The organism is Parachryseolinea silvisoli, assembly GCF_021190955.1.
Classification (GTDB): domain Bacteria; phylum Bacteroidota; class Bacteroidia; order Cytophagales; family Cyclobacteriaceae; genus Ohtaekwangia; species Ohtaekwangia silvisoli.
The window spans coordinates 1,053,842-1,066,941 of the sequence record NZ_JAIOAO010000001.1 but is presented as its reverse complement, the minus strand read 5'-3'; the positions used below and the strand labels follow the sequence as shown (position 1 = coordinate 1,066,941).

The 13,100-nt window shown below is 51.0% G+C and carries 10 protein-coding genes; 7 read left to right on the top strand and 3 right to left on the bottom strand.

The features are described from left to right. Positions 1 to 231 precede the first annotated feature (231 nt). Positions 232 to 1,275, bottom strand: coding sequence for a 3-dehydroquinate synthase (aroB, locus tag K7P01_RS04475; RefSeq protein WP_267290263.1), 1,044 nt, complete (start codon positions 1,273 to 1,275; stop codon positions 232 to 234). A 111-nt stretch (positions 1,276 to 1,386) separates the two neighbouring features. On the opposite strand from aroB, the gene K7P01_RS04470 reads away from it, so the two are divergent. After that, complete coding sequence (locus K7P01_RS04470; RefSeq protein WP_267290261.1) at positions 1,387 to 2,574, top strand: proline dehydrogenase family protein; 1,188 nt, start codon at positions 1,387 to 1,389, stop codon at positions 2,572 to 2,574. A gap of 51 nt (positions 2,575 to 2,625) precedes the next feature. After that, positions 2,626 to 4,353: a lysine--tRNA ligase gene (gene lysS / locus K7P01_RS04465; RefSeq protein WP_267290258.1), complete on the top strand. Its 1,728-nt coding sequence runs from the start codon at positions 2,626 to 2,628 to the stop codon at positions 4,351 to 4,353. Positions 4,354 to 4,405: 52 nt separating this feature from the next. On the opposite strand, the gene K7P01_RS04460 is transcribed toward lysS, so the two are convergent. Beyond that, positions 4,406 to 7,186 carry a putative LPS assembly protein LptD gene (locus K7P01_RS04460; RefSeq protein WP_267290256.1) on the bottom strand — a complete coding sequence of 927 codons (2,781 nt, stop codon included), beginning with the start codon at positions 7,184 to 7,186 and terminating at the stop codon, positions 4,406 to 4,408. Positions 7,187 to 7,274: 88 nt separating this feature from the next. Between K7P01_RS04460 and K7P01_RS04455 the strand changes: the two genes are divergently transcribed. Further along, the gene (locus tag K7P01_RS04455) at positions 7,275 to 8,024 is read left to right on the top strand and encodes an N-acetylmuramoyl-L-alanine amidase family protein (RefSeq protein WP_267290254.1); all 750 of its coding nucleotides are present in this window, start codon (positions 7,275 to 7,277) and stop codon (positions 8,022 to 8,024) included. A 66-nt stretch (positions 8,025 to 8,090) separates the two neighbouring features. Beyond that, positions 8,091 to 9,062: an MlaD family protein gene (locus K7P01_RS04450; protein WP_267290252.1), complete on the top strand. Its 972-nt coding sequence runs from the start codon at positions 8,091 to 8,093 to the stop codon at positions 9,060 to 9,062. 82 nt (positions 9,063 to 9,144) lie between these two features. Here the strand turns inward: K7P01_RS04450 and K7P01_RS04445 are convergent, their stop codons facing one another. Next, entirely contained in the window at positions 9,145 to 9,489 is a 345-nt protein-coding gene (locus tag K7P01_RS04445) for a hypothetical protein (RefSeq protein ID WP_267290250.1), read from the bottom strand. 214 nt (positions 9,490 to 9,703) lie between these two features. Here K7P01_RS04445 and K7P01_RS04440 point away from each other — a divergent pair, with 214 nt between their 5' ends. From K7P01_RS04440 to K7P01_RS04430, 3 genes are all read left to right on the top strand, one after another. After that, the gene (locus K7P01_RS04440) at positions 9,704 to 11,335 is read left to right on the top strand and encodes an acyl-CoA carboxylase subunit beta (protein WP_267290248.1); all 1,632 of its coding nucleotides are present in this window, start codon (positions 9,704 to 9,706) and stop codon (positions 11,333 to 11,335) included. Between the two features lie 339 nt (positions 11,336 to 11,674). Further along, on the top strand, positions 11,675 to 12,715 hold the full coding sequence (locus tag K7P01_RS04435) for a FecR family protein (protein WP_267290246.1): 1,041 nt from the start codon (positions 11,675 to 11,677) through the stop codon (positions 12,713 to 12,715). 27 nt (positions 12,716 to 12,742) lie between these two features. Beyond that, positions 12,743 to 13,000, top strand: a complete 258-nt coding sequence (locus K7P01_RS04430; RefSeq protein ID WP_267290244.1) for a hypothetical protein — start codon at positions 12,743 to 12,745, stop codon at positions 12,998 to 13,000. Positions 13,001 to 13,100: the final 100 nt, after the last annotated feature.

Here is a 13,100-nt window from a genome sequence, read left to right as displayed (position 1 = left end):
ATATTTTCTCATCCTTTGAAACATTTGCAAATGAATTCAAGTTATGCAAAGTATGAGAACATCTTCAAAAATAGCAGTCTTAAGCCTGGCTTCCGGGGCCTTGTTAGCGGCATGGCTACTTACAGGCGATCGTAAGGTCAGAACCAGACATTTCGTTGCCCGTAATTCGGTCAATCTGCGCAAGGTTCAGAAAACAGAAGACGAAAAAAACTTCGACGATTCAGAGATTTATTATATCTGAAGTGAACGGTAAAAACGCAGTGCTTCTTTTACCGCCTCAGGGCTGATCTCACAATCCCATCGCGCGTTTCCGATACCTTCCTGGAGAACGCACAGTACTTTGTTGCCTTTATTTTTCTTGTCTTGCACCGTCAACGTCGTAGCCGCTTCAATATCCTCTTCCGTCAGCGCTACTTTTCCATATACAGAAAGAATATACCGGTATAGTTGTTGAAAATCCGTCGGGGACAACATGCCCCGTACCTCGGCAATATATCCCTCGGCAATAAGCCCCAACGCCACAGCCTCGCCATGTAAAATGCGTCGGTTGCTACCCAATAAATAACTCTCCACGGCGTGACCAATGGTGTGGCCGGCGTTGAGGATTTTACGCAGACCTTTTTCAGTCGGATCTTCGGTGGTGACACGCGCCTTGAATGCCACCGAGTGACGTACCAGTGTGTTCCAATCCTGATCGGTAAATGAATTGCGCACAATCACATCCCACATGGCGCGGTCGGAGATCAGCGTATGCTTGATCACTTCGGCATACCCCGAACGAAGCTCAGCGGTGGGTAAAGTCTTCAGAAAGCCGCTATAAAGTAACGTCATCACCGGTACCTGAAAAACGCCGATATGATTTTTCAGGTGTTGAAAGTCTACCCCCAGCTTGCCCCCGATGCTGGCATCGACCTGCGCCAGCAACGTAGTGGGTACAAGAATGAAATCAATACCGCGCTTGTACGTTGCGGCACAAAATCCGCCCATGTCGCCCAGCACGCCCCCCCCCAATACAATCAGCACCGCGTGGCGATCCAGCGCCTGTTCCGTCATGGCTTGCCAGATATATGTGCAGGTGTCGAGGTTCTTCTGCTCCTCACCGCTTTTCACTTCAATGACCTGGTGCGGCGGCAACGCCCGCTCCAACAGCGGGTAGCAATGCCGCCGGCAGTTCTCGTCCGTGAGAACGGCCACCTGGCTGTAATTTTTTTTCTGAAGGATTGCCAATAAATCATTGGTAGGATCGGCGGAAAACAAAATGTTATCGGGCAGCATCAGTCTTTGCGTAAACTTTTTTTCGAAAGTTATTAAAAACCTGACAACTCCGGGCCCCTCGTTTTTGCTAACGTCTGTAAGCGGGTATATTTGCGCCACTTTTAACAGCGTATGCAGGCACATCCCAGGATTTCATTTGAAGACACCTCGGTGGCATTTTCTTACAAGTCCAATGCCGCCCTTCGAAAAGCCAACTTTATATTCTCGCTCGTCAACCATCCATGGATCTCGTCCATGGCTATCGGGTCGACAAAGCTGGCGTTGAAGCTACACTTGCCGGTAGAGGGGCTGATCAAAAAAACAGCGTTCGACCATTTCTGTGGCGGCGTAAGCATTGACAACTGTGACGATGAAGTCCATACGCTGTCGCGTTACGGTGTCGGCACCATTCTCGACTATTCGGTAGAAGGAGAAGCCTCCGAAACGGGCTTTGACCAGACGCTGGAAGAAACGCTGCGCACCATTCGCAAAGCAAAAAGCAATCCACAAGGCATTCCGTTCTCGGTGTTTAAAGTAACCGGCCTGGCCAGCATGGAACTGCTGGAAAAGATTCAACGCCAGGAAGCGCTTAGCCCTGCCGAGAACGAGGCCTACCAACGCATACAAAAACGCGTGGATGCGATCTGCAGCCTGGCCCACGCCAGCGGCATTCCTGTGCTGATCGATGCTGAAGAAACCTGGATCCAGGAGCCCGTCGATGCGTTGGCATATGAAATGATGGCCCGCTATAACCGTGAAAAAGCCATTGTCTTCAACACCTTCCAGCTGTACCGCAAGGCCACGTTGCAAAACCTGAAAGATGCTTTTCGCGAGGCATCGGAAAAAGGCTACCACCTTGGCGCCAAACTGGTGCGGGGCGCGTACATGGAGAAAGAGCGGGCGCGGGCCGCAGAAATGGGCTACGAAGACCCGATTCAGCCCGACAAGGTCGCATCCGACAAAGCCTTTACCGAAGCCCTGGAATTTTGTGTCGTCAACCTGCGACAGATGGCCTTTATGTGCGGTTCGCACAACGAGCAGAGCAACTTGTATCTCACGCAGCTCATGGAGCAACACGGCATTTCCAGCAACGACGAACGCGTATGGTTTGCGCAACTGTACGGCATGAGCGACAATATTTCTTTTAATCTGGCGAAGGCAGGCTACAAAGTGGCCAAATACATGCCCTACGGGCCTGTGCGGTCGGTTATGCCCTATCTGTTTCGCCGGGCGCAGGAAAACACATCGGTGGCGGGCCAGAGCAGCCGCGAGCTGACTTTAATCCGGAAAGAGCTGCAACGGCGAAGATCGGCAAAATAGCCATCTTCCTTTTCTCCCTATTTCGCGTATTTTTGCGGAAAATTCTAATTGATGCAACTCAGCGAACAGGAGATCATCCGCCGGCAAAAGATGGATGAGCTCAGGAAACTAGGGATTGATCCCTATCCGGCCGATCTTTTTGAAATCAGCACCTCTGCCAAAGAGATCCTGGAAAAATATAAACAGGACGAAAACAATTTCAAGGACGTCTCCCTCGCTGGCCGTATCATGAATACGCGTGTCATGGGCAATGCTTCGTTTGTGGAGCTGCAAGACGAGACCGGTCGCATTCAACTTTACCTGCGCCGCGACGATTTGTGCCCCACCGAAGACAAAACCCTTTACAATACTGTCTTTAAAAAACTGCTCGACATCGGCGACATTATCGGTGTGAAGGGCTACGCCTTCGTTACCCAAACCGGCGAAACGTCTATACATGTCACTGCGCTTACAGTATTGACCAAATCGCTGCGCCCGTTGCCGATCACGAAAGAGACTGTCGACGAGCAAGGCGTCACGCACCGCCACGACGCTTTCACAGATTCCGAGCAACGGTACCGCATGCGGTATGTCGACATGATCGTAAACCCAGGGGTACGCGATACCTTCATCAAGCGCACGCAGCTGGTGAACTCGATGCGTCAATACCTCAACGCCAAAGAATACCTGGAAGTAGAAACGCCTATTCTGCAGCCGTTGTACGGCGGTGCCGCGGCGCGTCCTTTCAAGACACACCACAATACGCTGGACATGACGCTGTACCTGCGTATTGCCAATGAGCTATACCTCAAGCGTCTCATTGTCGGTGGCTTCAAGGGCGTCTACGAATTCTCGAAAGACTTCCGCAACGAAGGTATGTCGCGGTTCCACAACCCCGAATTCACCCAGATCGAGCTGTACGTAGCCTACAAAGACTACAACTGGATGATGGACCTCGTGGAAGAAATGGTCGAGCGCGTAGCGCTGGACCTGCACGGCACCACCCAGGTGAACGTAGGCGAGAACATCATCGACTTCAAACGGCCGTGGACACGCTTCACGATGTTTGACGCCATCAGGCACTTTACAGGCATTGACATATCCGCCATGGACGAAGTACAGCTACGCGACACCTGCCGCCAGCTGAACGTGCCGATGGACGAGACGATGGGCAAAGGCAAGCTGATCGACCAGATCTTTGGAGAGAAGTGCGAGCCTAACCTGATTCAACCGACCTTTATTACCGACTATCCGGTAGAGATGTCGCCGCTGGCAAAGAAACATCGCAGCAAGCCCGGCCTGGTGGAACGCTTTGAAGCCATCTGTAATCGCAAGGAGATTGCTAACTCGTTCTCCGAGCTGAACGACCCCATCGACCAACGCCAACGCTTTGAAGAGCAGCTGGAACTGGGCAAACGTGGCGACGAGGAAGCCATGACACTGGACGAAGACTTCCTCCGCGCATTGGAATACGGCATGCCGCCGACGGCTGGCCTGGGCATCGGTATCGACCGCCTGTCCATGATCATGACCAACTCGGCATCGATCCAGGACGTGCTGTTCTTCCCGCAAATGAAACCCGAAAAGCCTGCGGCAGGCTTTAATGAGAAAGAATTTGAAGATGCAGGCGTGCGCCCCGAGTTGATTCCGGTGCTGCAAAAGCTGGGCATTCAGTCGCTGGCACAGATGAAAGAGATGAAAGCCTCCAAGCTCTTCAACGACGTATGCGGTACACGCAAAAAGATGAAGCTTGAGATCATCAACCCTACCATGGAAGAAGTGGAAGGTTGGTTGAAATAATACCGTATTGACCATCATGAAAAAGGCGGCCTCGAATAGAGACCGCCTTTTTTTATAGGTTGTCAAAGAAAGGCTTGCGCCGCTCCAGCTTCAGGTCTTGAAGCAAACTGGACTTCACATTAATGACAAAGTAGAACTGCTGGAACTGACCGAAGGGCGTCCAGTTTACGCTCATGGTCCAGCAGTGCAGGTCGCGGTTAATGCCCAGCTGTGTAATCGAAAACTCGCCGTCTTCAAAGTGGTAGCCCGTGCTATAGGTAAACTTCCATTGCTTCGAGAGCGAAAAGTCACCATTGGCGGTAACGGTCTGCGTAATCCTGGCGGCGGCGTTGACCGGGTGAGAGTACGCGGCGTTATAGCTCAGGTTCAAGCTCCACGGTATGTCAAAATCGACGTAAGCATCGGGGTTTTCAATGAGAAAATCTTTCTCTTGCTGTGGCAAATCGGATTTAGAAATTTTATCGCGGGTGCTATTATTCTTATCGCGGGCCTTGGGGTTCAGGTTAGTACTAATCGCTACGGTGGCACTGGTGATCCGGCCGGCTTTTCCTTTGTTCCAGGCATACTGTTTCATACGACGCTCGATGGTGCGGCCCGTTTCAACATTCGCGATAGTGTCTTCATACACATACGGATCCAATGTAGCAGACGCGTTCAGGTTAAACATGTTATCGAGAATGTTGGTGTTCGCGGCAATACCTATCGGCGCCAGCTTGAACGAGTCAGCCATCAGGTTATAGCTGGTGTTAAACGAAAGGTTGTTCAGCAGCATCACCTTGCGGGCAACAGAATCTTGCGCCCCTTGTACCTTCATTTCAACGTTGTTACCCAGGCTGAAACCAATCGAGCCGCTCCGGCCTGTGGTAGAGCCGCCGTAAACGGAGCCCTCGTGCCTTGATTTATAATAGGGCCGGCTTTTGTCGGGTACTAATATAGGGTTGCCATCGCTGTCTAACACAACGTTACCATCTTCGTCTTTTTGCTCTATTTGCGGGAAAAGTATGGCAAAATAATTCCTGTTTCCCGTGAAGTCGGGAGTATAACCGAAGGACACAGACGGATTGACCACGTGACGGATAGCCTTGACCTTTCCTTTCTTAAAGAAGTAGGTGCCATACATGCGGGTGGTAAGGCTCGTACTGACAGAATAGTTCACGATGGTATTAAATCCATTCGTGGTATCCCTGACATATACCTGGCCCCGGCTGTTATAGTCATAGTCCAGCTTTTCCCAATACGATTTCGCTTCTACCGAAATCGACGGCGACATCGTAAAATACTTGAACGCCTTAAAAGAGTACGATATCGGTACCGATTGACGAATACCTTTTCGTCCATCGGCAAAGAATCGGGTAAAATTAGCGGCGGTAAACGGCGCGATGCTATCCTGTGTGGCGGTAATGGTGCGCCGCCCCAAATTGTTGGTTACACGGTTCTGCGCGGTCAGCGAATACGAAAGTGAAAAGTTGTCCAGCGGACCTGTCTCGCCCGATTTCTTTTGGAACGGATAAATATTGGTCATGTTGGCCGTCAGGGTCGGCAGCGCGAGGTCCACATTTTTTGTAACAATGTCCTGGTTGTGGCTGGCATTAAGGGCCATGGTAAAAGGAGTGCCGGCAAAGCGATGGCTATACGACACGTTGGAGCTCAGCTTCGTAGAGATGTTGCTCAGTGATGCTGTATACTGGGCGTTGGGACTACCATACGACAAGAAGTTGTTCCGGTTGAAGGTAGATGTGGCAGCGTTAACGGAGGCCGAGAAACGACCATTGCCCTTTGACTGGGGCGAGTGGCTCCACGTCAGTCGGAAGTCTTCCGTATAATTGTTGGTCTCGATCTTATCGTCGGTATCCGAGTTACGTGAATAGGCAAAGTTCACTGTGCCGCTGTAGGCGTACCGCTTCAGATAACTGGAGTTAGCGTACACGGCGTGGCCTCCCTTCGAGTAAATATCGCCCGTTAGGGCCAGCTTGACATACTCGCTGATGTCGAAGAAATATCCACCGTTGCGCAGGTTAAAGCCGCGGCGGCGCTCTTCGCCGTAGGACGGGAAGATAATACCCGACGAGCTCTTGCGTGGCGAGGGGAACATACCGAACAGGAAACCTATTGGGAGAGGGATCTCGTTAAACTCAAAATAAAAAGGCCCCGAAACGATCTTGTCATGGGGTATGGCTTTGGCCTTACTGGAAATAATGCGGAAGTGCGGATGCTCGAGATTACAGGTGGTGTAGGAGTTGTGAAGGCTGAGAACCTCATTCTTTTCATTTTTGAACGCGGCGCGCGAGCTGACATAGCCCTCGCCCTGCGTGGTTACAACCTCGCTGATACGTGCCCGTCGGGTCTTGAAGTTATAGACAATGTCTTTGGTCTCATACAGCTCGGCACCATTTTTAAAGATCGGATATCCCACACGGTGGCCAAGCGAGTCGCGGCGGCCGTGGGCCGTCAGTGTGTTGTTGGCGTAGTCAATAATAATCTCTTCGGCCTCCAGCTCAATCTCGCCGTATTTGATCTTGGCGTCACCATACAGCCAGACCATCTGGTTGTCGAGGGTGGCCCGGATCGAGTCCTTGGCCGAATAATTGATAGTAGTCTCGATGTCACCCTTGGGTGGTGGAGTTTTGACCGTATCGGATTTGAGCGTATCCTTGGCTACCGCTAGCGGCGGAATGGAATCGTTCGGAACACTAATAACCTCCTGTGGGGTTTTAACACGGGGTTCCACTTGCGCGGCGGCGACGGTGCTGATGAGGAAAAAAAGAAGAATACTAAAATGCCGCACAAATACCGGGTTAAAGGTCAGGTTTTTAGCTTTTAGTGAAAAATTCACATTTTTGCGTAAAGTTATTGCAAATACATTGAACATTGTAAGGCCTGTGAGGAATATTGGACTAACCCTGCTTCTGATAGCAATAACCTTGCTAAATTATTTACCCGTCTCTGCTCAGCACGATTCGAAGGTCGATGTGATCGTTATCGACGCCGGTCATGGAGGAAAAGACAACGGTACCCGGGGCAAGAAAGTAAAAGAAAAGGACCTGGCCCTCAAGATCGCCCTGATGGTAGGGGAGTATATTGAAAAAAATGTCCCTGACGTAAAGGTGATCTATACGCGTAAGGACGATCGGTACCTGCCCCTGGACGAACGGGCGGCCATTGCCAACAAGGCCAAAGCCGATCTCTTTATATGTATCCACGCCAATGCCAACCCCAACGCGAAGGCCTATGGTACCGAGACCTTTGTCATGGGAATGCACGTGGACGAAAAAAATCTCGATGTCGCCAAGCGCGAGAACTCCGTGATCCTCATGGATAAAGATTATAAGGAACGTTATGAGGGTTTTGAGCCTAACAGCCCCGAATCGTATATACTTTTTACACTCATTCAAAGCGCCTACCAGGAAAGCAGTCTCAAGTTTGCCCAAAAGGTGGAGGGACAATTTAAAAATAAAGTGGGCCGAGTAAGCCGTGGTGTGAAGCAGGCTGGATTTGTCGTGCTCTGGCGCACCACCATGCCCAGCGTGCTGATCGAGACAGGCTTCCTCTCCAACACGGCAGAAGAGGATTTTTTGGCCACCGAACAGGGCCAGGACCTGGTAGCTTCGGGCATCTACCGCGCTTTCAAAGAATACAAAAACGAAGTGGAATCCATAAAATCCCTAAATTGACCACCGGAAACGGTACACGGCCTGGGCGGGAATCCATGGACTTTACAGCAACCGCATTTTAGACGCATGAAATTATCGAAGGAATTTAAGGTAGGCCTCTTTATGGTAGTGGCCTTCACATTGCTGTACTTTGGCTTCAACTTTCTCAAAGGCTCCGACTTCTTGTCGTCCAGCAATAAATACTACGCCGTTTACCAAAACGTCGACAAGCTGACGGAGTCCAACCAAATCTTCCTCAACGGCTACGCCGTGGGCCGCGTCAGCGACATCCAAATCCAGCAACACCTCGACCGCGTGGTTGTGGAGTTGGATATTGATTCGGACATTGTGCTGACAGACTCGTCTGTCGCCATGCTGAACGGCGAGCTCCTGGGCGGCCGGTTCATTCAACTCGATATGCACGGCACCGGTGGCCGCGCGCTGGAGGCTGACGACACCATCCGGTCAGAGGTAGCCAAAGGCATTATGGACTTCCTCGCGCAAAATGCCGAGCCGGTAGCCACCAGCCTGACTACGACACTGAAAAATGTAAACCGCCTGTTGGATGGTCTTAACAACAACAGCGCGCGTCTCGACACGATGATGAAGGGACTGCAAACGACCCCCGGCCTGCTGAACCAGACACTGCGGTCGGCCAACAGTAACATCAATGATCTGGGCACAAACTTCAAGACCGTAGCGACCAACCTCAACGGCACCCTCGAAGAGCTGAAGCCGACGATCGCTAACTTCCACACATTGTCGGACTCCCTTAAGGTAATGGAGCTTAACCACACAGTCAAGAAGGCACAACAAAGCCTGACGAAGCTAAATGAGACCCTGGCACTCCTTCACAAAGGCGACAACACTGCCAGCAAACTGTTGACAGAAGACACCCTATACGTGAATCTCAACAAACTGCTGGTATCGTTCGACTCGCTGGCCAAGCACTTCAATAAAAACCCCCGGCATTTCCTATCCCCCTTGGGCAAAAGCAGCAAGACAATCGCGCGTGACCAGGAGCGTCAGCGTAAAGAAGAAGAAAAGAAGAAAAAGTAACGTCTTACCTACACGGTGCATGCCAATATGAAACCCTCTTGTGGAGGGCTTTATATTATACATCCGTAGAGGGTGATACTCATCAGGCGTTTGCCACTATGGGCTGAGTGACGTTGCCATTTATTGACATCAGCACTTCCTGGGTTACGTTTTTTCCACCCGCGAGGTTGGTGTACAGACTGCTGATACTGTAAATCGGGCCCCAGGGAATACCCCACCAGCCCAGAAGTGCTGTCAGGAATGTAAAGCCAAGTCCTTTTATAGCACGGCTTTCGCCGGGGCGGATGAAGTAGATATCCGACGAGCGACGGAATGTCATCACGAGAACCGAAATGGTGTACTGATACATTGCAAACCTACCGCCTTGATCAATGAACGTGTTTAGCTGGCCGACGGTCAACCCTTCGATGTTTTTGATAGATGCCATGGTTTTGACAAGTTAAGTGTAAGATAAAACTACCAAATGCAGACCACTGGATCCCTGGGGAAATGGCCGGCCGGGTACCTATGTAATAAAAACGAATGAATGCGTGCGGGTCTTCCAGGCGGTGTGGCGAAATCTTTTCATGCTCCGTCAGACCTATAGTTGCAATTCACGATCTTTAGCGATAACATGTACCTGTTAACCCATCATATTCCCCATGGCCCAGGATTTGGAATTCAACCGCAACGAAGACCAGCTCAAGCAGCTCGTAACGCAGCTTCACGCCCGCAGTAAAAAAATACAGTTAGGCGGTGGCGAGAAAAAAATCGAAGAACAACATCAGAAAGGAAAGCTCACCGCACGCGAGCGCGTCGCTTACCTCATCGACGAGGGATCGGAGTTTATAGAAGTGGGCTTGTTTGCTGGCGACGGCATGTATAAAGAATATGGCGGTTGTCCCTCTGGCGGAGTCGTGACCGGGTTAGGCCACATCAAAGGCCGCCTCGCCGTCATCGTCGCCAATGACGCCACCGTAAAAGCGGGAGCCTGGTTTCCCATCACCGCCAAGAAAAACCTGCGGGCACAAGAAATCGCCATGGAAAACCGTCTGCCGATTGTATACCTGGTAGACAGTGCCGGCGTATTCCTGCCCATGCAGGATGAAATATTTCCAGACAAAGAACACTTCGGTCGCCAGTTCCGAAACAACGCGCGGATGTCCTCCATGGGCATTGTACAGATTGCCGCCATCATGGGCAGCTGCGTAGCCGGCGGCGCCTACTTGCCCATCATGTCCGACGAAGCCATGATCGTCGACAAGACCGGCTCCATCTTCCTGGCCGGCTCATACCTGGTAAGGGCCGCCATCGGCGAAGACATCGACAATGAAACCCTCGGTGGCGCGACCACGCACTGCGAGATTTCCGGCGTAACCGACAACAAGTTCCCCGACGACAAGAGCTGTCTTAATTATATACGCAACATCTTCGACAAGCTGGGCGCATCTGACAAAGCTGGTTTCGATCGTGTTGCTCCCCAGGCTCCCAAGCTCGAACCCCGCGAAATATATGGAATAGTCCCCAGCGACCGCGTCAAACCTTATGACATGCTGGAAGTGATTAAACGCCTGGTAGACAACTCTGAGTTTGACGAGTACAAAGCCTTGTACGGCAAGTCGCTGTTATGCGGCACCGCCCGTATAGACGGCTGGGCAGTGGGCATTGTAGCGAATCAACGCAAAGTAGTCAAGAACAAAAAAGGCGAAATGCAGATGGGCGGCGTGATCTATTCCGACTCTGCGGATAAGGCAGCTCGTTTTATCATGAACTGCAACCAACGCAAAATACCCCTATTGTTTTTGCAAGATGTGAGCGGCTTCATGGTTGGCAGCAAAGCAGAGCATGGCGGCATTATCAAAGACGGCGCCAAGATGGTGAACGCCATGGCGAACTCCACCGTGCCGAAGTTTACGGTTATCGTCGGCAACTCTTACGGCGCCGGCAACTACGCTATGTGTGGGAAAGCCTACGACCCCCGGTTGATCGTAGCCTGGCCCACGGCACAGATTGCTGTGATGAGCGGTGCCTCTGCCGCCAAGACGCTACTGCAGATTCGCGTCAGCTCGATGAAAGCACAAGGGCAGGCGTTGTCGAAAGAAGAGGAGGACAAATTATTGAAAGAGATCACCGATCGTTACAATGATCAGTTAAGTCCATATTACGCGGCCGCACGCATTTGGGTAGACAACGTGATCGATCCGCTGGAGACTCGCAACGTGATCTCGGCCGGCATCGAGGCCGCAAATCATGCAACGGTAGAGCGGTTTAATGCCGGGGTGATCCAGACCTAGACATAGATGAAATCTATAACACAAATGGTGTTTATGGGAGTTGGAATGAAGTGTCATTATCTTACTAAATCTCTTATACCTTTCCTGTAGTATTGACTCTTTTATTATACAGAGGTTGACGGATGTTATTGTCCGTTGCCGGGAGCCCACCCCAACTTTAGCTAATTAATTCGTCGACATATGCGAGGAGATAGTGATGACCTGCAGTTTGATTTTACTGCTGGCAGGTCAAAGAGCATTCGTCAAGTACGGGTGCTGAGGGAGTTTCATGCCTATAGACTTTCACCTGAGGAGAGTGTCGCTATTGTCCTGGCAGTCCTGCGTGTCCGGCTGGGCTCTATGCAGCAAGAGATCACCAACATGGTTGCCATCATCGATGGCATCCTCGACGCTCTGCGTGAGGGGGGTGCTACAGAACTGCAATTGGAGATCTGGAAGGAATGCCTCTATGAGCTCCAGCGCGATACCCGACTGTCCGTGATGAGCCAATCGAAAATTGAAGAGGCACTTATTCGGGAGGCCATAAGAATTCACCAGCGTCTGTCGAATAACGACCTTCCCGGGCCCCCGGGAGACAACGAAACTCGTTCCGCGTATAGAAAGGCTGGAAAGATCGTTGCGCTGGTAGGTGCTGCCATCTTCGTTGCGTTCATGATCTCGATTTCTTCAAAACATATTCAGTTTAAACCCAAAAGTTGCTCTGATGAATCTGTCCTGCTGCCTGCGCAGTACGTACAATTTCCGGATCGATCCTGGGCCATAATCCGCGAAGGGACCAGCTATTGCACACCGACACCTTTCTTTACCGATAATCGTCGGGAACTCAGTGTTACAGAAGGCAGCTTCTACCTGGACGTTGCCAAAAATGCTCAGCTGCCATTCGTCGTGAAGACTGCTCAGCATGTAGAGATCGAGGTACTCGGTACAGGGTTCCAGGTGGACGCCAATCCGAAAGATGGTTTCCTAACGGTCTCCGTGGCACATGGGCGTGTGGCTGTACGCTACAAAGGAGAAAAGCTTGGAGAGCTTGTGCGGGGACAGCGATTGACGGTCTACACCGAAAGCGGCCGTTATAATCCCGAGCTCTTTAATCCGGCAAATGTAGATTGGTATTACTCCATGATCGTTCTTCCGCGCGTGAGTCTGGAAGACGCCGCAGCGATCCTGGGAGAGAAATTCAATGTTCACTTGAAAATTGCAAACGAGGAAATGAAAAACTGCGTGATTGAAGCAGCCTATCCAAAAGACACCTCGTTGAATTTTATTTTGAATTCATTCTGCACTATGTCCCGCGTCGGTAAAGAGCCTACCATGCAATTCAAGGTTGAAAAGGATACGGTAATACTCAGTGGCAGCTTGCCGAACTGTTTGACGGAGTAGTGGCGATAACACAGAAGAGGCATAGGAATGCGAAAAGACAATAAACATAATGACAGGGAGCGCGCCCAGAAGCTTCTTATCCATTATTATGATCTGATCACACCCCCCCCATACGCCAAGTGCCAGCATGCCGGCAGCGGGATCACAGGATTTTTTTCAACGCGTAATGCCGCGAAGCATGAAGAGATCGGCACAAAGCTGGCTGTGAGCTTTTTTGAAGGGATCTTTAAAAGCCTGGGTTCTGCCATCGGCGGCCTGGCCAACCGTTTTTTTGACGCATTATGAAAGGCCCGACGACCGGCCATAAAAAATGATCTTCAAATAACATAGCCCGCTGCGAATTCCACAGAAAGACAATTACATTTAGCCGCAGAGAATCTAAATG